This is a genomic window from Bosea vaviloviae, assembly GCF_001741865.1.
GTDB classification, from domain to species: domain Bacteria; phylum Pseudomonadota; class Alphaproteobacteria; order Rhizobiales; family Beijerinckiaceae; genus Allobosea; species Allobosea vaviloviae.
The window spans coordinates 2,506,622-2,525,971 of the sequence record NZ_CP017147.1 but is presented as its reverse complement, the minus strand read 5'-3'; the positions used below and the strand labels follow the sequence as shown (position 1 = coordinate 2,525,971).

Below are 19,350 nucleotides of genomic sequence, written 5' to 3'. Positions count from 1 at the left end.
GCGAGCGCAGCGAAGCAATCCAGGGGCCGCGTGCTCTACGTCCCCCTAGATTGCTTCGTCGCTACGCTCCTCGCAATGACGGTTGCGGCATGCGCAGACAAGCCCCGCGGCCGTGCGCCTTTAGCCAATGCCGATCTCACGCCGGCTGCGCCAGCGGCCGCTCGACGGCCTTTTCGATGATCGGCAGGTTGATCAGGGCCGAGGCGATGCCGAGCGCGATCGAGAGCCACCAGACGATCTGGTAGGAGCCGCTCGCCTCATAGAGGAAGCCGCCGAGCAGCACGCCGAGGAAACCGCCGACCTGATGCGAGAAGAAGGCGAAGCCATAGAGCATCGCCATGTATTTCGTGCCGAACATCAGCATCACCAGCGAGGAGGTCGGCGGGATGGTGGAGAGCCAGAACAGGCCGATGACAGCGCCGAAAGCCAGCGCTGTCGCGGGGCTCGGCGGCAGCAGGATGAAGGCGGCGATCGCGACCGAACGGCCAAGATAGATCCAGGCCAGCAGATGGCGCTTGGGCATGCGCGTCGAGAGCCAGCCCGAACAGAGCGAGCCGAACGCATTGGCGAGCCCGATCACGGCCAGCGTCCAGCCGCCGACCCAGGCCGCCATGCCGACATCCTTGAGATAGGCCGGCATATGGGCGGTGATGAAGGCGAGCTGGAAGCCGCAGGTGAAGAAGCCGAGCACGAGCAGGACATAGGAGCGGTGCTTGAAGGCCTCCGTCAGCGCCTGCTTGATCGACTGTCCCGGCAGGTTCGCGGTCGCGCTGGGCTGGGTCACGCCGTCCTTGCGCGTCGCCAGCATGAAGGCGAAGGGCATCACCAGCAAAACCGAGCCGGCGAAGACGACGAGCGCCTGATGCCAGCCGATCTGCTCGATCAGGATGTTGCCGATCGGCGGGAACAGGAACTGGCCGAAGGAGCCCGCAGCCGTGCCGGCGCCGAAGGCCATCGGCCGCCAGGATTCCGGCAGGAGCTTACCGAAGGCGGCAAGCACGAGATTGAAGGAACAGGCCGAGAGGCCAAAGCCGATCAGCACGCCGGCGCCCAGATGCAGGGTCAGCGGCGTGGCGGCATAGGCCATCACGACGAGGCCAAGCGCGTAGAGCACGGCGCCGAAGCAGAGCACGCGCACAGTGCCGAAACGGTCCGCCACCGCCCCGGCGAAGGGCGCGCCCAGGCCCCAGAGCAGGTTCTGGATCGCGATTGCGATGCTGAAGGTGTCGCGGCCCCAGCCGAATTCCAGCGTCATCGGAATCTGGAACAGGCCTGCGCTGGCGCGCGGGCCGAAGGTGATCAGGGCGATCAGGCAGCCGGCGGCGACGATGACCTCCGGAGCGTAGCTGCGCGCGGGGGCTGCACTCATGGTCGGTCTCCGGCGGTCCCTGCGAACAGGCGCTTCTAAAAGTTCAGAGCATCGCTCTGGCGATCGTGTGGTTGCACGATATCGCCGATCCGCGCGGCGCAACAACGCCTTTTCGTGGCGTTGCGCATCACAGCCTTGCATAAGCGAGCCGGCAAGATCATAGGCAAACCGGCAAAATCCGAACATTGCGGGTCTCATTAACCGCTGCTCAACCCTACCGGGGCGATAACGGCAAGGCGCGAATGCGCGCTGTCTTCCGGGGTCGTGTGGAGTAGCAGGTCAGGTGCGTTTGCGCAGGCGTACGAGGCGGATCGGTTCGCTCGGGGTGAAATGGGCCCTGGCCACGGTGGCGCCATGGGCGCTTTCGGCCGGCGTTCTTGTCTCCTTCACCGCCTCGGCCGGCCAGAATTACGGCCCCGACTCCCTGCCCTATTCATCGATCCAGCGTGCCGCGCCCGCTTTCGATTCGGCGCTCGAGGAAGGCCCCTCGCTGCTTGTCGCCGGCAGCGCCTTCCGGCTGCCCGGCCTTGCCCTGTCCTCGGCGATCCGACAGGCGCATCTCTCCTTCGACGATCCCGAACGGCTCGTCGCGATCGATCCGCGCCAGCCGCGCGACGACATGAAACATTCGGTCTCGGGCTTCCCCGAAGTCGACCGCACCGCCAAGGGCGATCCGCTGCCCGGCCTGCGGCCAGGCCTCTCGGCGCTGCCGGCGGGCGAGCTCGAACGCGTCGTCTTCGGCGACACCCAGCCCCGCCTGATCTCGGGCGGCTTCTCGCTCGACGCCCAGCGCGCGGCGGAAGCCGTCGACGGGCCGCAGATCGGTTTCGAGCCGTCGGCGAATGAAGAGGGGCTGACCGACCCGGCGATGGCGGACGCCTCGCCGAGCTCGCAGCACCGCTTGATCACCTCGCCGCGCCAGGCCGAATTGCATCTGGAAAGCATCGACGGCTCGACCCCCTCCGTGCCGGGACGCACCGCCAGCAGTTCCTCGACGCCATCTGTGCATTACAATGCCGCGACACTCGCCACGCCGGTCACGCCCGCGCCGCCTGCGGCGCTGACGCGGCCCAACCTCGTCGCCAAGGCACCAGCAGCGACCAGCAGCGCGACCAGCGCCAAGAGCAAGGGCGATGCCGGCCCGCAGATCAGCTATGCCGGCCTGATCGCCAGCACGGACATGGCGCGCCAGCAGCGCTGCCTGGCGGAGGCGGTCTATTTCGAGGCGCGCTCGGAATCGAACGAGGGCCGCGCCGCCGTGGCGCAGGTCGTGCTCAACCGGGTCAAGAGCGGGCTTTATCCCGACAATGTCTGCGGCGTGGTCTACCAGAACAGCAACCGCTACCTCGCCTGCCAGTTCACCTTCACCTGCGAGGGCAAATCGCTGCGCATCACCGAGCCTGCGCCCTGGCACGACGCCGTCCGCATCGCCCGCGAGGTCTATGAGGGCACGACCTATCTGCCCGAGGTCGGCGGCTCCACGCATTACCACGCCAATTACGTCAGGCCTTACTGGGCGAAGAAGCTGAAGAAGATGGACACGATCGGCCAGCACGTTTTTTATCAGCTGCGGCCGGGACAGACTTGAGGGCTGCTCGCCCGGAATCCATCGCAGGGCGTCCGTCTCGGGCTTGCCCCACGACCGTCCGGCTCACCGCGAGCGCCCGATCGAAAACGCTCGGTTCATTGCAGGCTTTCCAGCGGGCGGAGACGGATGAGACAGGCGCGGGGAACCCCTCTCCCGTATGGGAGAGGGGCAGGGGTGAGGGTGTGCCCTTTCAGTAGAAGGCGCTGCGGCTCCGTCGCGCTTAAGCAAACGGCGGCAGGCCCTCATCCCTGCCCTTCTCCCACACGGGAGAAGGGTTCCCCGCGCCCTTCATCCGCTGCTTCGCTTCACCTTCGCCTGCAACAGAGATCCGCTCATCGATCAAGCCCGACCATGACTTCTGCTCCCGGATCGGCGCGGTCCGAGAGCCCGCGCTATCCACAGGCAAGCCGGAACTCCTTCGCATTCGAGCGATCCGCTTCACGCCATTTCAACACCCATGAACGCGGACGGCCTGCCCGACTTGGTTAATTTTACCTTGTTTGAGCGTTTACCTTGCGTTCATCACGCCGGGCAGGCTTTCTGGTCCCACAAACGGCACGGTGATGCCGCAGGGCTGGTGAGTTCGAATAGATGCGTAAGGCTTTCGTCACTTCGGCATTCGGCGCAGTTCTGCTGCTCGGTGCGCAAGCCGCCCAGGCGGGCGATTGCGCCGGCTATTCCTGCCGCCCGGCGCCCTCCTGCCGCGGTTCGGCCTGCTACAATCTCGTGCAGACGGCGCCGGTCTACGACACGCTCAGCGAGAGCTATCAAATCCGCCCGGAGCAGACCCAGTCCCGCGTCGTCCCGGCGCAGTATGATTACGTCACCGAGACGGTGATGATCCAGCCAGCCCGCCAGATCCCGCATCATCGCCCGGCGCAGTATTGGAGCGTCTCCGAAAAGGTGATGATCTCGCCCGCCAGCAAGCGCTGGGAAGTGACCCGCGACGCCTATGGCAACACCACGGGTTGCTGGGTCGCGGTTCCCGCGCAGTATGGCTACCAGCAGCGCACCGTCGAGGTCGCGCCCGCCACCATCGATTACGAGACCATCCCAGCCGTCTACACCCAGCGCCAGCGCAAGGTGATGGTGCGGCCGACGCAGGTCGTCCATGAGACGCGGCCCGCGCAATACGCGACCCGCCAGCGCAATGTCATGGTGAGCCCCGGCTCACAGCGCTGGGAGCGCGCCGGCTACTGAGTTTTTTAGGTTCTAGGTAGACCTCTTCATCACGGAAAAGACCACTTCAAAGCCCCGGCCCCGGCCGGGGTCTTTTTTTGTGCGGACGATGCCCGGAGCGGGAGCGTTGCGTGGTGATCCGCAGGAGCTCAAGCCAGCCTGTCTTGGCTCGGAAACACTGCTTCATCCAAGGTGACCCAAAGGCCCGAGCGCCCAACCCGGGACTGCAAACGAAGAAAGAGAGGCGCGGGATCCCCTCTCCCGTGTGGGAGAGGGGTAGGGGTGAGGGCCGGACAGTGCAGAGTTGAACTGGCGATGTCCGCTGCTTAAGCGAGGTATCCGAGCTCTGACGTGGGCCTGCCCTCACCCTGCCCTCTCCCACCCGGGAGAGGGTTCCCCGCGCCTAGCTTGCGCGACCTGCTCTTCTGGGTTCCGGTCTCGGCCCTTCGGTCGCCCGGGATGACGCAGTGTTTCCGAGCATAGGCGGCATCTCTGAACGCAAAAAAGGCGCCGCAGTCGCAGCGCCTTCTGGATAGCTTCGATGTTCATGAGTTCCGGGCTCTTCGCCTCCTGCAAAGCCCCGGATTAACGACCCGCTCAGCCCAGCCCGCCATTGAGCAGGGCCAGCACGCCGACGCCGACCACGAAGGCCAGCATGCGCGCGGGCATGCCGATCAAGCTTCCCGGCGAGCTCTTGGTCGCAAGACCGACGCCGAGTTCGGCGAGCCCTAAGCCCAGCAGCACCAAGACGAAAGGCGGGAGAGCCGAGGACGCCCCGACCCAGCCCGCCTTGGCAGCGAATGCGACGATGGCGCCGAGCGCCGCGCCGAGAGCGATGAAGACGAATTCGACCCGCGTGAAGCGCATCGTGCCCGGTCAGCGCCGACGGAAGTTCTGATTGCGCGGCGGAGCGCCCGGACCGGGGCCGGCCGTCTTCTGGCGGAAGTTGATGCGGCCGCGATCAAGATCGTAAGGCGACATCTCGACCACAACGCGGTCGCCCGCGATGGTGCGGATGCGGTTCTTCTTCATCTTGCCGGCCGCATAAGCCAGGATCACGTGTTCGTTGTCGAGCTTCACCCGATAATTGCCGTCGGGCAGCACTTCGACCACCGTTCCGTCGAATTCGAGCAGTTCTTCTTTAGCCATACTGTCGTCCTTCGTGTGCCCGTAGGCGCTGGGTCATGGGCGGCCCGTCAGGCCGCCCCCACCCTGCTCTGGCTGTTTGCGCGTCAGTTCGCGCGTCGCCGGGCGCCGTTGGTGCGTCGTTGATCTGTTCTTTGCTGCAAGAACGCGACGCCGCCAAGCCCTTCCTTGGCGGAACCACCGTCTTTTCGCTGCGCAGGCTGTTCGCTGCGCTGCTGCGGCCGATCATTGCGCGGCGCGTCAGTCCGCGCCGCATCGCTGCGCGGCTCCTGGCGCTGGCCCGCATGGGCAGCGTTGCCCGCATGGGAAGGCTTGACAGCATGAGCAGGCTTGGCGCCCTGGCGCTGGCCCGAGGGCCGGCCATGGTCGCGTCCGCCGCCGCCATTCTGTCCGCCGCGTCCGCCGCGACCCTGGTTCTGGGCCGGCTTCTTCGGCGTGCGGCCGTCCCAATAAGGAACCTCGCCGATCGGGGTGATGGCGACGCGGGTCAGCTTCTCGATCGCGGCGAGATCGCCGCGCTCTTCCGGCGTGCAGAAGGCGATCGCGACGCCTGACGCGCCGGCGCGCGCGGTGCGGCCGATGCGGTGGACATAGGTCTCCGACACGTTGGGCAGGTCGAAGTTCACGACATGGCTGATGCCGTCGACATCGATACCGCGCGCGGCGATGTCGGTCGCGACCAGGATGCGCAATTCGCCGTCACGGAAAGCGCCGAGAGCCCGCTCGCGCTGGCCCTGGCTCTTGTTGCCGTGGATCGCGGCCGACTTGATGCCGGCGACCTCAAGCTGGCGGACGACCTTGTCGGCGCCGTGCTTGGTGCGGGTGAAGACGATGGCGCGCTCCATCTCGGGAACGCTGAGCGTCTTCGCCAGCAGCGCCGGCTTATGGCCGGCCTCGGTGAAGATGACGCGCTGGTCGATCTTCTCGGCCGTGGTCGCGACGGGCGCGACCGAAACCTCGACGGGATCGGTGAGGTAGGCGCCCGCGATGTCGCGGATCGGCTTGGGCATGGTCGCCGAGAACAGCAGCGTCTGGCGCTTGGCCGGGATCAGGGTGGCGATCCGACGCAGCGCGTGGATGAAACCGAGATCAAGCATCTGGTCGGCCTCGTCGAGGACGAGATATTCGATCTCACGCAGCGAGACGGCACGCTGATCGACCAGATCGAGCAGGCGGCCGGGCGTCGCGACGAGGATGTCGACATGCTGGCCGAGCGCGCGGATCTGCTTGCCGACGGGCACGCCGCCGAAGACGACGGTCGACTTCACCGTGGTGAAGTTGGCATAGGCACGGATCGAGGTCTCGATCTGCGCCGCGAGTTCGCGGGTCGGCGAGAGAATCAGCGCGCGCACCGAGCGCGGCTGCATCCGGCGCGGCTGGTTGAGCAGACGGTGCAGCAGCGGCAGCGCGAAGGCAGCCGTCTTGCCGGTTCCGGTCTGCGCGGCGCCGAGGAGGTCGCGACCCTGGAGAATCGGGGGAATCGCCTGCGCCTGAATCGGCGTGGGCGTGGTGTAACCTTCGGCCGCGAGCGCCTTGAGCAGCTGCTCGGCGAGGCCGAGGTCGGTAAATTGTGTCAAAACAAGTCTTTCTGGACGCCGCGGCGCAAGGGGCACATGTGGGTATCGGCTGTGCCGCCGGATTGCGCCCGGCCATGAGTATTGGCTCTTTCCTGCCGGCGAACCGCTAAGCCACAGCGCCGGAAGGTGTCGTTTGCAAACCGGGCGGGCGCAGGCGCCCACCCGGTCGTATCGTATTCAGTCTCAGGCGACGGAGAGATTGCCGGCCGAGGACTTGCCGGTCTTGCGATCGGCGATCAACTCGTAGGAAACGACCTGACCTTCCTGCAGTTCGCGCAGGCCGGCGCGCTCGACGGCGCTGATGTGGACGAAGATGTCCTGTCCGCCGTTCTCAGGGGTGATGAAGCCATAGCCCTTGGTGGTGTTGAACCACTTGACGGTGCCCTTATCCATGGAAGGTAGTCCTTACGTTTCAGATCCGCGTATTCGATGAGACCCAGGGCTCGACGCGCGGACGCCTCGCCATGGCCTTGTAGCGATGAGTGGTGGATCTGAATCGTGCCCGCCGACCGGGGAAACCCGCGCGGAGGATTGGCCAGAACCCGGCCGCATCTCGTCTTACGTGGGTTGGGCTAGCATAATTTGCAAGCCGGGTCCAGCGCTCAACTCTGGGTGGAGGGCGGGAGCACGGGACGATCGCCGCCCCTCCCCGATCTGGCGCGCACCGCCGCCAACCCCGCCACAACCAGATCAGCCCGGCGCGCAGCGAGCCTCTGCAATGCCGAGAGCGGCCGCTTCAGCAGCCTGAGCAAGGCGAGAGACAGCGCCACACCACGAGCAGCAGCGAGAACCCGGCGTCAGCGCGGATCAGCTTCCGCGAGTTCGGCAATGAAGCCGGCCAAACCGCCGAGATCGGCGAGCTTGCCGTAGCGGGCCTGCCCTTGCGGCTCCTGCGCGTGCTCCAGCGCCCAGGTCAGATCATGGGGAACATGCACCGCCCAGGCCCCGGCCTCAAGCGCCGGCCAAATGTCCGACTTCAAGGAATTGCCGACCATCATCGCCCGCTCGGCGCCATCGCCATGGCGCGCAAAGATCCGCTGATAGGTCGCGACCGTCTTGTCGCTGACGATCTCGATTGCGTCGAAGAAGTCGCCGAGGCCCGATTGCGCGAGCTTGCGCTCCTGGTCGAAGAGATCCCCCTTGGTGATCAGCACGAGCTTGTAGTCGCCGGCGAGCACTTCGAGCGTCTCGCGCGCATGCGGCAGCGTCTCGACCGGATGGGCCGCCATCTCGCGGCCGGCGGCAAGGATCTCGCCGATGACCATCGCCGACGCCTGGCCTTTCGTGACCTCGATCGCGGTCTCGATCATCGAGAGCACGAAGCCCTTGATGCCGAAGCCGTAGAAGGCGAGGTTGCGGCGCTCCGCCTCGAGCAGCCGGCCGGAAATCTCGGCCGCCTCGCCATGCTCGCCGAGCAATGCGACGAAGCGCGCCTCGGTCAATTTGAAGAACTGCTCGTTCTGCCAGAGCGTGTCGTCGGCATCGAAGCCGATAGTGGTGAGACTGCGTTGCATGGTCTCACGATACCGGCTCGGCTGCGACGAGCCCAGACGCCGCGGCAGCTTCCGCCATCAAAAGATCGACCAGCCCGGGAAAGCGCTGCTGCAGTTCGGCAAGGCGCAGCGCGTTCGTGCGGCTGTTGCCGAGATCGACCTGGCGGATCAGCCCCGATTCCCTGAGCACGCGGAAATGATGCGTGCGCGTCGCCTTCGTCACCGGCAGCTCGAAGGAGCTGCAATGGCGGATCGTATCCGGCCGGGCCGCGAGCGCGAGCACGACCTTGCGGCGGATCGGATCGGCGAGCGCGGCGAAGATCGCCCCGATCTCCATTTCCTCCAGCGCGGGATGGCCGCTGTCGTCAGGCATCAATTCGCTCCAGGCACATCCTGTTCAAGGTATGGCTCGCTCAAGGTACGGCTTGCATCATACCTTAATCCATGCGTCATTGCGCTCATATCATTGGAGGCAACGCCAGATGACCACAAGACGCGCCGCCATCATCAGCGAATTCGGGCCGCCGGACGTCCTGTCCGTGGAGGTGCAGACGCTGCCGCAGCCGGCCCAAGGCGAGGTTCGCCTGCGCCAGACGGCGATCGGCTTCAACTTCATCGACATCTACCAGCGCAAGGGCATCTATCCGCTGCCGCTGCCGACGGGCCTCGGCTTCGAGGCGGCGGGCGTAGTCGAGGCGCTCGGTCCCGGCGTCAACGGCATCAAGCCCGGCGACCGGGTCGCCTATATCAATGCCGGCGTCGGCGCCTACGCCGACCGGCGCAACGTGCCGGCCGACAAGCTGGTCGCGCTGCCCGACACGGTCAGCGACGAGGCGGCGGCGACCCTGCTGTTCAAGGGGCTGACCGCCCAGTACCTGCTGCGCAAGACCCATGCGGTCCAGCCCGGCGACCTGCTGCTGGTCCATTCCGCCGCCGGCGGCGTCGGCCAGATCCTGTCGCGCTGGGCGAGCGCGCTCGGCGCGACCGTGATCGGCACGACCGGCTCGCCGGAGAAGCGCGAAGCGGTGCTGGCCGCCGGATGCAGCGCCGTCATCGACCTGACCGATCCGGCCTGGCCCGCTGCCTTTCTCGCGGCAACAGGCGGGCGCAAGGCGCGCGTGGTCTATGACGCCGTCGGCAAGGACACCTTGCTGCAGTCGCTCGACTGCGCCGCGCCCTTCGGCCTCGTGGTCAGCTATGGCGCGGCCTCGGGCGCGGCGCCCGCGATCGACCCGGATCTGCTCAACAAGAAGGGCTGCCTGTTCCTGACCCGGCCTTCGATCTTTCCGCATAATGCCGACGCCGCAAGCTTCCGCGCCAATGCCGCCGACCTGTTCGACGCCATCGCCAAGGGCCATGTGACGGTCGATATCGGCGCGCGCTTCACCCTGGACGAGATCGCCAGGGTCCATGAGGCAGCGGAGGCCCGCAGCGTGAAGGGCGCGATCCTGATCACGCCGTAGAATGCGGGGAACAGGGGCCGGCCGAAACCGGCCCCGCGCGTTCTTCTCAGCCTTCCATTCTCCTCAGCCTTCCTTGGCCCGGACCGCGCCGAGCGCCGCCTGCGCTGCGGCGAGCCGCGCGATCGGCACGCGGAAGGGCGAGCAGGAGACGTAGTCGAGGCCGACGCTCTCGCAGAAGCCGATCGAGGCGGGATCGCCGCCATGCTCGCCGCAGATGCCGAGCTTGATGTCGGGGCGCGCCTTGCGGCCGCGTTCGGTCGCGAGCTTCACCAATTCGCCGACGCCCTCCTGGTCGATGGTGACGAAGGGGTCGTTGGCGAGGATGCCCTTGGCCGTATAGGAGCCGAGAAAGGAGCCGGCATCGTCGCGGCTGATGCCGAGCGTGGTCTGGGTCAGGTCGTTGGTGCCGAAGGAGAAGAACTCGGCGCTTCTCGCGATCTCCTCGGCGCGCAGCGCGGCGCGCGGCAATTCGATCATGGTGCCGACCTGATAGGTCAGAGCCACGCCGCTCTCGGCGATCACCGCCTTCGCCATGGCGTCGATGCGCGCCTTGACGAGGTCGAACTCGGCCACGCCCATGACGAGCGGCACCATCACCTCCGGGATCACCGGCTTGCCTGTCTCCTTGGCGGCAATCACCGCCGCCTCGAAGATGGCACGCGCCTGCATCTCGGCGATCTCGGGATAGGCGATCGCCAGACGCACGCCGCGGAAGCCGAGCATCGGGTTGAATTCATGCAGCTCGGCGGCGCGGTGCTTCAGCGCCTCGGGCGTGACGCCGAGCGCCTTGGCGACGGCGGCGATCTCGGCCTCGCCATGCGGCAGGAATTCGTGCAGCGGCGGATCGAGCAGGCGGATCGTCACCGGCAGGCCGTGCATGATCGTGAACAGCGAGACGAAATCCTGGCGCTGCATCGGCAGGAGTTTCGCCAGTGCCGCGCGCCGCCCGGCATCGTCATGGGCCAGGATCATCTCGCGCATCGGCTGGATGCGGTCCTCGTCGAAGAACATGTGCTCGGTGCGGCAAAGCCCGATGCCCTCGGCGCCGAATTCGCGCGCGGTGCGGGCGTCGTCGGGCGTCTCGGCATTGGCGCGGACTTTCAGGCGGCGGACCTTGTCGGCCCAGCCCATCAGCGTGCCGAACTCGCCGGAGAGCTCAGGCTTCTGCATCTTGATCTCGCCGAGCATGACCTGGCCGGCCGCACCGTCGATGGTGATGAAATCACCGGCCTTGAGCGTCGTCGCACCGACCGTCAGCGTGCCCTTGGCGTAGTCGACGCGGATCTGGCCGGCGCCGGAGACGCAGGGCTTGCCCATGCCGCGCGCCACGACCGCCGCATGCGAGGTCATGCCGCCGCGCGTGGTCAGGATGCCCTCGGCCGCGTGCATGCCGTGAATATCCTCAGGGCTCGTCTCGACGCGCACCAGAATGACCTTGCGGCCGGCCTTTTTCGCCGCCTCGGCATCATCGGAATTGAAGACGATCTCGCCGGCGGCCGCGCCCGGCGAGGCCGGCAGGCCAGTCGTCAGGATGCGGCGCTCGGCCTTGGGGTCGATCATCGGGTGCAGCAGCTGGTCGAGCGCACCGGGCTCGATGCGGCCGACCGCCTCCTCTTCCGTGATCAGCCCTTCCTTGGCGAGTTCGACCGCGATCCGCAGCGCGGCCTTGGCCGTGCGCTTGCCGGAACGGGTCTGCAGCATCCAGAGCTTGCCCTCCTGGATGGTGAACTCCATGTCCTGCATGTCGCGGTAATGCCGCTCCAGGATGCCGTAGATGCGGACGAGCTCGGCATAGGCCTCGGGCATCGCCTTCTCCATCGAAGGCTTGTCGGAGCCGGCCTCCTTGCGGGCGACCTCGGTGATGTCCTGCGGCGTGCGGATGCCGGCGACGACATCCTCGCCCTGGGCGTTGATCAGGAACTCGCCATAGAGCGCGTTCTCGCCGGTCGAGGGGTTGCGGGTGAAGGCGACGCCGGTCGCCGAGGTGTCGCCCATATTGCCGAAGACCATCGACTGGACGTTGACCGCCGTGCCCCAGGCGGCCGGGATGCTGTTGAGCTCGCGATATTTGATCGCGCGCGCATTCATCCAGGAGGAGAAGACCGCGCCGACCGCGCCCCAGAGCTGGGCTTCGGGATCCTGCGGGAACTCCGAACCGAGCGCCTTCTTGACGATGTCCTTGTACTTGCCGACCAGCACCTTCCAATCCTCGGCGCTCAGATCGGTGTCGAGATTCAGGCCCTTGCGCTCCTTGTAGTCCTCGAGCGCCTCCTCGAAATGGCCGTGGTCAACATCGAGCACGACGTTGGAATACATGGTGACGAAGCGGCGATAGCTGTCCCAGGCGAAGCGGGCATCGCCCGAGGCCTTGGCGACGGCCTCGACGGTGACGTCGTTCAGGCCGAGATTCAGCACCGTATCCATCATGCCGGGCATCGAGGCGCGCGCCCCCGAGCGCACCGAGACCAGCAGCGGATTGGCGGGGTCGCCGAAGACCTTGCCGGTCAATCGCGCCATCTCGGCCAGCGCCGCCTTGGCCTGCCCGTCGAGCTCGGAGGGGAACCGCTTGCCGTTATCGTAATACCAGGTGCAGACCTCGGTGGTGATGGTGAAGCCTGGAGGCACCGGCAGGCCCAGATTGCTCATCTCGGCGAGATTGGCGCCCTTGCCGCCGAGCAGGTTCTTCATACCCGCCTCGCCTTCGGCCTTGCCGTCGCCGAAGGTGTAGACCCATTTACCGCCTGCCATCACCAATGCCTCTTCATCCAGCCAACCGCAGCAATGCGACGGCGATCCAAAAGTTTCCAGCGAAGCGCCGCGGGCGCAAGAGCCGGATGATGTCAGATGGGGTCACACAGTGATCCCAGCTGAAATCCGAATCCGTCTCTCAACAAAGAGCGAGAGCAGGATCCATGCGAAAAACCGGTTCCCACTTTTTCGCATCCTGCTCTAAGCAGCAACCGCGCGGCGGAGACGGCGTGGTCATGCCGAAAAGCAGCTGAACAATCAATGAGCGGACCGCCGCGGCAAAGCCGAAGCGGGCCGCTATGACTTCGGCGGACCCGGCGTCACGAGCGGCACGGTCGGGAAATAGGAGCGATAGCGCGCCGGATCGCGCGTCATCAGGCGATATCCGGAAATGGCGGCATGGGCGCCGATAAAAAAATCGGGCAGCGGCGCCTGCTTCGTGCCGCCCTTGCGACGATAGGCCAGGAAGCACTTGCCCGCCAGAAACGCTGCCTCATAGGGCAGCGCCTCGCGATCGATCATCGCCTTCGGCAAGGCGAGGTCGAGATCCTCGATCCGCGAGTAACGCACGGAGACCTCGGCATAGATGATCGGGTTGATGACGAGCCGGGCGCTGTCAGCCGCCTCCGAGAGCGCTTGGGCAGACCAGGAAAACCATTGCGGATCCTCGCTCATGACGTCGAGCAGGACGTTGCTGTCGATCAGGATCGCGCTCATTCAGTTTCAGTCATCGCGGGTCAAGGCCATGATGGCCGCGGTGCTCATCGCGACATCGCCCCGGCCGCGCATATGCGCAATCAGCTTGTCGCCGCGGCCGGCCTTGTTGCGGGATTTGGCGCGCATGATCCGCACGACCTTGCCATCGAACTCGAAATCGACCTCGGTATCCGGCAGGAGCCCAGCCTTCTCGCGGATATCCGCCGGGATCGTCACCTGGCCTTTGGAGGTGATGCGCATCGACAAATTCCTTACTCTTACAGGTAAGAATAAGAACTTCACGCCGAATGGCAAGCCGCGGCCGGTCCCGGGGCAAGATCGCATTCGGGCCGCGACCCTATCTGAAGCAATCGTTCTCGGAGCGCACTCTTCAGAATGCACCGCCCCTCATTCGGAAGCGTTGCGCTTCTTCGCCGCGCGCGGCCAGCGCAGCGGCCAGGCGACGATCCGCTCCGGCAGGTCATCCTCAGAGACCTCGTCCTCGCTGCCGGAGACGCGCCCCTTCACCGACACGCCCGCCTCGACCACGGTGCGCGGATCGCCCGAGACCAGGGGGTGCCACCAGGGCAGATCGCGCCCCGTCGCGACCAGCCGATAGGCGCAGGTCGGCGGCAACCAGCGCAGCGTGCGGACCGAGGCCGGCGTCAATGTGATGCAATCGGGCACGATGCTGGAGCGGTTGGGGTAGTCCTTGCAGCGGCAGGAGCCGGCATCGAACAGGCGGCAGCCGACATTGGTCGCGAGGATCTCGCCGCTATCCTCATCCTCGAGCTTGATCAGGCAGCAGCGACCGCAACCGTCGCAGAGCGATTCCCATTGCTCCTTGCTCATCTCCTCGAGCGAGGTCGTGCGCCAGAAGGGCTCGGTCGGGGACGGCTTCTCGGTCATGCCTGCGCTTATGCGCCGCCCCGCCTCGCGAGGGAAGCTGACGCAAGCGCGCATCCAAGCGAGGCTCCCCCCGAATAATCGTTGCGGAGTTGTTCTGGGAAGGGACGGATTCGGGCAGGCCCGAAATCTGCGGACAACGATCGATCCCGCAGTTTCCTCCCTTACCTGGAGACAAAGCGGCGCATATGTGTTTGCAGTCGTGGATCGCGTTGCCAAGGCGATCGCGTCGCGGCAGGACGGTGACGCGATCTTTCGGACGGCAGCTCTCTCGTGGAGTTCCAGAACGGCGATGGAGTTCAGGAAGGCAGGCTGGAGGACACGTCTGAAGCGCTTCGCGCTGGGCGTCGATTCATGGGTCGATGCCGGACTCTGGGGCTCGGGCCGCCGCGCCAGCGAGATTTATGAGCGCATCCGCAGCTTCGCCGACCGCTTCACCGCCACCGGCGGCAAGCGCATCGCCGCCGAATTCGCCAGCGAGGGCCTGAATCTCGGCGTCGTCGGCAGCCTGCTGATGCTCTCCCTGGCGCTCCCCTCCTTCCGGGAAGGCCGCGACGAGGCGCTGAAGAACCAGGTCTTCGCCGTGACCTTCCTCGACCGCTATGGCTCGGAGCTCGGCCATCGCGGCGCGCGCCATGACGACTCGCTGAAGCTCGAGGAGATGCCCGACCATCTGGTCAAGGCGGTCCTGGCAACCGAGGACCGCCGCTTCTACGACCATTTCGGCATCGACATTTTCGGCACGCTGCGGGCCATGACGGTCAATGCGCGCGCCTCCGGCGTCGTCCAGGGCGGCTCCTCGCTGACGCAGCAGCTCGCCAAGAACCTGTTCCTCAGCAACGAGCGCTCGCTCGACCGCAAGATCAAGGAAGCCTTCCTGGCGCTCTGGCTGGAAGCCCGATTGAGCAAGAACGAGATCCTGAAGCTCTATCTCGACCGCGCCTATATGGGCGGCGGCACCTTCGGCGTGGCGGCGGCGGCGGAGTATTACTTCGGCAAATCGGTCAAGGACGTGTCGCTTGCGGAAGCCGCGATGCTGGCCGGCCTGTTCAAGGCGCCAACGAAATACGCGCCCCATGTCAACCTGCCCGCTGCCCGCGCGCGCGCCGGCGACGTGCTGAACGCGATGGTCGATGCCGGCTTCCTGACGGCGGGCCAGATCGACAGCGCCAAACGCAACCCGGCCACGCCAGTCGACAGGCGGCGCGATTCCAACCCGGATTACTATCTCGACTGGGCCTTCGACGAGATCAAGCACCTGGCCGACGAGGGCAAGATCGGCTCGGACCGGGTGCTGACCGTGAAGACGCCGCATGATCCCGCGATCCAGGGACAGGCGGAGAAGGCGATCGAGCAGGTCCTGCGCCAGAACGGCCCCGCCTACCGGGTCAAGCAGGCCGCGACGACCGTGATGGACCCGGACGGGGCGGTGCGGGCCATGGTCGGCGGACGCGACTATGGCATCAGCCAGTTCAACCGCGCGACGTCGAGCCTGCGGCAGCCGGGATCGTCCTTCAAGCCCTTCGTCTATGCGGCGGCGCTGTCGTCCGGTCTTTACCGGCCCAGCACCGTCGTCACCGACCGCCCGATCTGCATCGGCAACTGGTGCCCGAACAATTACGGGCGCTCCTATGCCGGCTCGATACCGCTGACCGTGGCGCTGGCGAAATCGATCAATACGATCCCGGTGCAGATGTCGATTGCGATGGGCAAGGCGACCGGCGAGACGCATGAGGCCCGCGCCGCCCGCATCGGCCGGATGAAGATCATCGAGACCAGCCGGGCCATGGGCCTGACCACGCCGCTGACCGACACGGTGTCCCTGCCGATCGGCGCGGCCGAGGTCACGGTGATCGACATGGCGGCCGGTTACTCGGTCTTCGCCAATGGCGGCAAGCGCGCGAAACCCTATGTCGCGATCGAGATCCGCAACTCGCAGGGCGAGGAGATCTACCGGCACGACCGCGACGAGCCGGCCCCGGAGCAGGTCCTCAGCACCCAGGTGGCGCAGGACATGAACTTCATGCTCGCCAAGGTGCCGACCGAAGGCACCGGCCGGCGCGCAGCGCTGGACGGCGTCGTGACCGCCGGCAAGACCGGCACCACGAACGGCTACAAGGACGCCTGGTATGTCGGCTTCTCCGGCAACCTCGTCGGCGCGGTCTGGTTCGGCAATGACGATTCATCCGAGACCGCGAACATGACCGGCGGCTCCCTGCCGGCGATGGCCTGGAAGGAGATCATGCAGTTCGCCCATCAGGGGCTCGAGCTGAAGCCGATCCCTGGCCTCACACCCGCCGCAGACCCCAAGGCCATGACGATCGCCAAAGTGGGCGGCCCGGAGATGTCGCGCGTTGCCCCGGCTTCGGGCCCGGGCGCCGGCCATATGCCGCGACAATCCTTCGAGGTGCTCTCGGCGGTCGGCGCCATGTTCAAGACGATAGAATCGGCCCGCGCGCGCGGCTCATCCATTCAGGTCGGCATCCGCGAGGTCTCTTCGCCCGGGCGCGAGACGCGCCTGCGCTAAAGCGTTTTCCATCCGGCCTGATCCGTCATTGCGAGGAGCGTGAGCGACGAAGCAATCCAGGAGGACGCAGAGCGAGGCCTCCTGGATTGCTTCGCTTCGCTCGCAATGACGGATCAGGCTGCGCGGAAAGCGCACGCGATCCCGGCGCCCTGAACCTGGAAGCGAGAGCGTTTTCGAGCGAACCGGTGTCCACTTCGCTCGAAAACGCTCTAGCTTGACGGAAACGGCCGGGCTGGCTCAACTCCGGCCGCCGGCCTGTCGTCAGCCGGTTCGGACAGCAAGGCCATGCGCGCGCTGGATCTCGCTTACGTCATTGCACTCGGTGCCGGGCTGGGGCTCGGCTCAGCCCATTTCGCCGTCGCCGGCAGGCCTCTGCTCGGCATGGTCCGGATCGGCCCGTGGGACGCCTGGCCGCGCGGTGGTGGGCGCGATGTCGACCCCTATATGCGCGCTTATCTGGCGCGCGGCGTCCATCTGCCGCTGGGCGCGGGCGAAGGCCTCGAACTGATCGCGAGCCGCGATGATCGCGGCCAGGCGCTCGACGGGCGTTGCCGCTATCTGCTCTCGGGAGCGACGCCGACGACGCGCGGCTGGTCAGTGAGCGTCAGCGACATGGATGGGCGGCCGTTCCGCCTGCCGCTCGACCGCAGCGGCTTCACCGATGCGGAAGTCGTCCGCGAGGAGAGCGGCGCCTTACGCATCACGGCGGCGGCCGAGCCGCAGACCGGGAACTGGCTGCCGCTGCCGGGTAGCGGGCGTTTCCAGCTCCGGCTGCGGCTCTACGACACGCCGATTTCGAGCCAGGCCGGCGAATTGCGGCCCGATGTCCTGCCCGGCATCGCCCGGCTCGGCTGCTGATGACGACGCTCGACCAGTCTCCCGAACGCGAGGCGGCTCCGGTGCTCCCGAGCCAGACTGAGGCAATGCCGCGGCGGCGTTGGCCGATGCGGATCATCGGCGCGGCGCGGCGCCTCGCCTATGGAACGATCGCGGGGCTGGTGCTCGCCGGCATCGTCCACATCGTCACGGTGCTGCTGATCCCGCTCCTCTCGAACAGCGACGCCACCAGCGCCTATCTCTCCCTGGGCACTAGCGGCCATGCCGAGCTGGTCTCGCCGCGCAGCGCCGATAGCGGACTGCCCGTGCCGCGCGAGGCCGATCCTGCGGCTGTGACCGCAATCTGCAGCTACGATCTCTCCGCCGGCCCGATGCGCGTCGTCGCGCGCACCGGCACATTGCCGCTCGGACTGACGCTGCACCGGCGCGGCGGCGGCGTGCTCTACGCCATCACCGACCGCGCCGCGATCCGCGGTGTGGTCGAGTTCCTGGTGATGACGGAGGAACAGCGCGACGAGCGGGCCGCGCGCGATGAGGAGGGCGAGGCCGTGCGTGAATTGCGCATCGTCTCCGACACGATGCAGGGCCTGATCGTCGCCCGCGTGCTGGCGAAGCGGCCCTCGGACCGCGAGGACGCCGGGGCGCTGGCGAGCGGTGTCGCCTGCGGCCTCGCCGAATGATCAGCCCTTGTAGACGACCGGCGGCTTTGGCGCCTTCTCGGCAGGCTCCTGCGCGCGCCCGGCCCCGCCGAAGGCGCCGATGAGCGGCAGCTTGCATAGCGGCCCTGCCTCCGCCTCCAGCGCCATGATGCTGCGCTCAGCCTTGATCGCCTCGCGCGACGGCATCTCGACCACGAGGTTTGCCAGCGCGTAGCGGTAGCTTTCGATCCGGAAGCCCACGCGTTCGCAGACCCAGAGGATCAGCCCCTCATTCTCGACGACGCGGGCCATGGCGGGGTCGGCCTTCTCGGGCGGCACCAAAGGCGAACCTTCGACGGTGCGCATGCGCACGCGATCAGCCGCCACGACGCGCGCCGCATTGCCGCGAAACGGCGTGACCAGCAGGCGGTCGGCATTCGCATCCTCGGCGAGCCTGTTGTAGCGCGAGGCCTGCGAGGCATAGGAGCCTCCGGTCAGGCCGCGAAAATAATCGGATGCCGCGTTCGACTGCACCGCGACCGGCAGGATGCGCGCATGAGCGAGATCGGAGACCTGGCGCTCGAACAGGTTGCGCTCATGCGCCGGCATGACCAGCCGCCAGGCCCTGTCGCGCAACTGCTCCTCGTCATCGGTCATCCTGAAATAGGAGGCCGCCTCGCCACGAAAAGTCGCCGACCAGAAACCGGCCTGCGGCGCGATCGTATCGCTCCAGAGATTCGGACGTGGCCGTCCCAGATCGCCCGTGCAGGCGCCTCCCGCCAGGGCGAGCAGCACAGCCAGGCTTCGGCAAGCGGTCCTCACGCCGGCTGCCCAGCGCTTTTCGCGCGGCCTTGCCGCGGCGTGGCGCGGCGCTTGCGCGGTGCCCGTCGGTCGATCGCGGCGGCCTCGGCCTGGCGCTCGTAGCGCACGCCGGTGAAGAACAGGATCATCGCCGTCCCGCGAACCGGGGGGCTCTCCTGCGAGGTCGGCGCCGCCTGAGACGCAAACTTGGGACGAGACGCAAACGGAATGACATCGGCCATTATGACGCGCCTCCTTGTCTGGCGCCTTGAGCTTTTGGAAACGGAAGCGGGCTCTCTTGCGGAAAACCGAATTCCCCACCTTAAGCCCGCTCCGGATCGCGGTTGTCAGCAGGGTTTCGAGCCATACGGGGCAGAACCCG

Annotated in this window: 19 protein-coding genes; 6 read left to right on the top strand and 13 right to left on the bottom strand. The window is 66.7% G+C overall.

Going from position 1 to position 19,350, the window contains the following annotated elements:
* Nucleotides 1-136 precede the first annotated feature (136 nt).
* Nucleotides 137-1,369, bottom strand: a complete 1,233-nt coding sequence (locus BHK69_RS11780; RefSeq protein WP_069690266.1) for an MFS transporter — start codon at nucleotides 1,367-1,369, stop codon at nucleotides 137-139.
* A 283-nt stretch (nucleotides 1,370-1,652) separates the two neighbouring features.
* Between BHK69_RS11780 and BHK69_RS11775 the strand changes: the two genes are divergently transcribed.
* Together BHK69_RS11775 and BHK69_RS11765 are read left to right on the top strand one after the other, a co-directional pair.
* Complete coding sequence (locus BHK69_RS11775; RefSeq protein WP_244548478.1) at nucleotides 1,653-2,957, top strand: cell wall hydrolase; 1,305 nt, start codon at nucleotides 1,653-1,655, stop codon at nucleotides 2,955-2,957.
* Between the two features lie 591 nt (nucleotides 2,958-3,548).
* Nucleotides 3,549-4,157, top strand: a complete 609-nt coding sequence (locus BHK69_RS11765; protein ID WP_069690264.1) for a hypothetical protein — start codon at nucleotides 3,549-3,551, stop codon at nucleotides 4,155-4,157.
* 576 nt (nucleotides 4,158-4,733) lie between these two features.
* Here the strand turns inward: BHK69_RS11765 and BHK69_RS11760 are convergent.
* The 6 genes from BHK69_RS11760 to BHK69_RS11735 all read right to left on the bottom strand — a co-directional run bounded on the left by BHK69_RS11760 (nucleotide 4,734) and on the right by BHK69_RS11735 (nucleotide 8,725).
* Nucleotides 4,734-5,003 (bottom strand): hypothetical protein, encoded by a 270-nt coding sequence (locus BHK69_RS11760; protein ID WP_069690263.1) that lies wholly within the window; start codon nucleotides 5,001-5,003, stop codon nucleotides 4,734-4,736.
* 9 nt (nucleotides 5,004-5,012) lie between these two features.
* On the bottom strand, nucleotides 5,013-5,285 hold the full coding sequence (gene infA, locus BHK69_RS11755; protein WP_069690262.1) for a translation initiation factor IF-1: 273 nt from the start codon (nucleotides 5,283-5,285) through the stop codon (nucleotides 5,013-5,015).
* 83 nt (nucleotides 5,286-5,368) lie between these two features.
* A complete protein-coding gene (locus tag BHK69_RS11750) occupies nucleotides 5,369-6,859 on the bottom strand; it encodes a DEAD/DEAH box helicase (protein WP_069690261.1) in 1,491 nt (496 codons plus the stop codon).
* A gap of 183 nt (nucleotides 6,860-7,042) precedes the next feature.
* Complete coding sequence (locus BHK69_RS11745; protein ID WP_069690260.1) at nucleotides 7,043-7,252, bottom strand: cold-shock protein; 210 nt, start codon at nucleotides 7,250-7,252, stop codon at nucleotides 7,043-7,045.
* A 404-nt stretch (nucleotides 7,253-7,656) separates the two neighbouring features.
* Entirely contained in the window at nucleotides 7,657-8,373 is a 717-nt protein-coding gene (locus BHK69_RS11740) for an HAD family hydrolase (protein WP_069690259.1), read from the bottom strand.
* Between the two features lie 4 nt (nucleotides 8,374-8,377).
* Entirely contained in the window at nucleotides 8,378-8,725 is a 348-nt protein-coding gene (locus BHK69_RS11735) for an ArsR/SmtB family transcription factor (protein ID WP_069690258.1), read from the bottom strand.
* Nucleotides 8,726-8,834: 109 nt separating this feature from the next.
* Here BHK69_RS11735 and BHK69_RS11730 point away from each other — a divergent pair, with 109 nt between their 5' ends.
* Complete coding sequence (locus BHK69_RS11730) at nucleotides 8,835-9,815, top strand: quinone oxidoreductase family protein (protein ID WP_069690257.1); 981 nt, start codon at nucleotides 8,835-8,837, stop codon at nucleotides 9,813-9,815.
* A gap of 63 nt (nucleotides 9,816-9,878) precedes the next feature.
* Here the strand turns inward: BHK69_RS11730 and ppdK are convergent, their stop codons facing one another.
* The 4 genes from ppdK to BHK69_RS11710 all read right to left on the bottom strand — a co-directional run bounded on the left by ppdK (nucleotide 9,879) and on the right by BHK69_RS11710 (nucleotide 14,168).
* On the bottom strand, nucleotides 9,879-12,563 hold the full coding sequence (gene ppdK / locus BHK69_RS11725) for a pyruvate, phosphate dikinase (protein WP_069690256.1): 2,685 nt from the start codon (nucleotides 12,561-12,563) through the stop codon (nucleotides 9,879-9,881).
* Between the two features lie 297 nt (nucleotides 12,564-12,860).
* Complete coding sequence (locus BHK69_RS11720; protein ID WP_069690255.1) at nucleotides 12,861-13,280, bottom strand: type II toxin-antitoxin system VapC family toxin; 420 nt, start codon at nucleotides 13,278-13,280, stop codon at nucleotides 12,861-12,863.
* Nucleotides 13,281-13,286: 6 nt separating this feature from the next.
* Nucleotides 13,287-13,520, bottom strand: a complete 234-nt coding sequence (locus BHK69_RS11715; RefSeq protein ID WP_069690254.1) for an AbrB/MazE/SpoVT family DNA-binding domain-containing protein — start codon at nucleotides 13,518-13,520, stop codon at nucleotides 13,287-13,289.
* Between the two features lie 147 nt (nucleotides 13,521-13,667).
* The gene (locus BHK69_RS11710; RefSeq protein ID WP_069690253.1) at nucleotides 13,668-14,168 is read right to left on the bottom strand and encodes a YcgN family cysteine cluster protein; all 501 of its coding nucleotides are present in this window, start codon (nucleotides 14,166-14,168) and stop codon (nucleotides 13,668-13,670) included.
* Between the two features lie 289 nt (nucleotides 14,169-14,457).
* On the opposite strand from BHK69_RS11710, the gene BHK69_RS11705 reads away from it, so the two are divergent.
* The 3 genes from BHK69_RS11705 to BHK69_RS11695 all read left to right on the top strand — a co-directional run bounded on the left by BHK69_RS11705 (nucleotide 14,458) and on the right by BHK69_RS11695 (nucleotide 18,209).
* Complete coding sequence (locus BHK69_RS11705) at nucleotides 14,458-16,692, top strand: transglycosylase domain-containing protein (RefSeq protein WP_069690252.1); 2,235 nt, start codon at nucleotides 14,458-14,460, stop codon at nucleotides 16,690-16,692.
* A gap of 285 nt (nucleotides 16,693-16,977) precedes the next feature.
* Nucleotides 16,978-17,550 carry a DUF1214 domain-containing protein gene (locus BHK69_RS11700; RefSeq protein WP_083269269.1) on the top strand — a complete coding sequence of 191 codons (573 nt, stop codon included), beginning with the start codon at nucleotides 16,978-16,980 and terminating at the stop codon, nucleotides 17,548-17,550.
* Nucleotides 17,550-18,209 (top strand): DUF1254 domain-containing protein, encoded by a 660-nt coding sequence (locus tag BHK69_RS11695; RefSeq protein ID WP_244548477.1) that lies wholly within the window; start codon nucleotides 17,550-17,552, stop codon nucleotides 18,207-18,209. The genes BHK69_RS11700 and BHK69_RS11695 overlap by 1 nt, the downstream gene beginning before the upstream one ends.
* Here the strand turns inward: BHK69_RS11695 and BHK69_RS11690 are convergent, their stop codons facing one another.
* Complete coding sequence (locus tag BHK69_RS11690) at nucleotides 18,210-18,962, bottom strand: hypothetical protein (RefSeq protein WP_083269268.1); 753 nt, start codon at nucleotides 18,960-18,962, stop codon at nucleotides 18,210-18,212.
* 23 nt (nucleotides 18,963-18,985) lie between these two features.
* A complete protein-coding gene (locus BHK69_RS31925; protein ID WP_244548476.1) occupies nucleotides 18,986-19,210 on the bottom strand; it encodes a hypothetical protein in 225 nt (74 codons plus the stop codon).
* Between the last annotated feature and the right edge of the window lie 140 nt (nucleotides 19,211-19,350).

Bases quoted from the DNA above. Each gene is read 5' to 3' on its own strand.
- BHK69_RS11710 (WP_069690253.1), bottom strand. From the start codon at position 14,168: ATGACCGAGAAGCCGTCCCCGACCGAGCCCTTCTGGCGCACGACCTCG.
- ppdK (WP_069690256.1), bottom strand. From the start codon at position 12,563: ATGGCAGGCGGTAAATGGGTCTACACCTTCGGCGACGGCAAGGCCGAA.
- BHK69_RS11730 (WP_069690257.1), top strand. From the start codon at position 8,835: ATGACCACAAGACGCGCCGCCATCATCAGCGAATTCGGGCCGCCGGAC.
- BHK69_RS31925 (WP_244548476.1), bottom strand. From the start codon at position 19,210: ATGGCCGATGTCATTCCGTTTGCGTCTCGTCCCAAGTTTGCGTCTCAG.
- BHK69_RS11700 (WP_083269269.1), top strand. From the start codon at position 16,978: ATGCGCGCGCTGGATCTCGCTTACGTCATTGCACTCGGTGCCGGGCTG.
- infA (WP_069690262.1), bottom strand. From the start codon at position 5,285: ATGGCTAAAGAAGAACTGCTCGAATTCGACGGAACGGTGGTCGAAGTG.
- BHK69_RS11760 (WP_069690263.1), bottom strand. From the start codon at position 5,003: ATGCGCTTCACGCGGGTCGAATTCGTCTTCATCGCTCTCGGCGCGGCG.
- BHK69_RS11740 (WP_069690259.1), bottom strand. From the start codon at position 8,373: ATGCAACGCAGTCTCACCACTATCGGCTTCGATGCCGACGACACGCTC.
- BHK69_RS11780 (WP_069690266.1), bottom strand. From the start codon at position 1,369: ATGAGTGCAGCCCCCGCGCGCAGCTACGCTCCGGAGGTCATCGTCGCC.
- BHK69_RS11715 (WP_069690254.1), bottom strand. From the start codon at position 13,520: ATGCGCATCACCTCCAAAGGCCAGGTGACGATCCCGGCGGATATCCGC.
- BHK69_RS11695 (WP_244548477.1), top strand. From the start codon at position 17,550: ATGACGACGCTCGACCAGTCTCCCGAACGCGAGGCGGCTCCGGTGCTC.
- BHK69_RS11765 (WP_069690264.1), top strand. From the start codon at position 3,549: ATGCGTAAGGCTTTCGTCACTTCGGCATTCGGCGCAGTTCTGCTGCTC.
- BHK69_RS11705 (WP_069690252.1), top strand. From the start codon at position 14,458: ATGGAGTTCAGGAAGGCAGGCTGGAGGACACGTCTGAAGCGCTTCGCG.
- BHK69_RS11745 (WP_069690260.1), bottom strand. From the start codon at position 7,252: ATGGATAAGGGCACCGTCAAGTGGTTCAACACCACCAAGGGCTATGGC.
- BHK69_RS11720 (WP_069690255.1), bottom strand. From the start codon at position 13,280: ATGAGCGCGATCCTGATCGACAGCAACGTCCTGCTCGACGTCATGAGC.
- BHK69_RS11735 (WP_069690258.1), bottom strand. From the start codon at position 8,725: ATGCCTGACGACAGCGGCCATCCCGCGCTGGAGGAAATGGAGATCGGG.